Annotated in this window: 1 pseudogene; it reads right to left on the bottom strand. The window is 43.6% G+C overall.

Features of this window, described 5'->3' with window-relative positions:
* Positions 1-275 (bottom strand): annotated as a pseudogene (locus CWC11_RS22140) (arginine decarboxylase); the annotation flags it as partial.

Here is a 275-nt window from a genome sequence, read left to right as displayed (position 1 = left end):
CAGGCTAAACGTAAAAACTCACTGTCTTTGTAGCCGTTGCATACAATTGTAATAGGCTCTTTCGCCACCCCTAAAATGGCCATTAGTTCAGGCTTAGAACCGGCTTCAAGTCCCACTAAGCCACTTGGGTGAGCTAATAACTTACTCACAACAGAGCGCTGTTGGTTTACTTTGATAGGATAAACACAGGTGTATTTGCCGTTATATTCGCGGTTAGTGCGCGCTTGAGTGAAGGCATTGGTGAGCGTATCGACACGATTTTTTAAAATATCAGT

Source organism: Pseudoalteromonas sp. S3178, assembly GCF_005886985.1.
GTDB lineage: Bacteria > Pseudomonadota > Gammaproteobacteria > Enterobacterales > Alteromonadaceae > Pseudoalteromonas > Pseudoalteromonas carrageenovora.
This window is presented reverse-complemented; position numbering and strand designations above follow the sequence as displayed.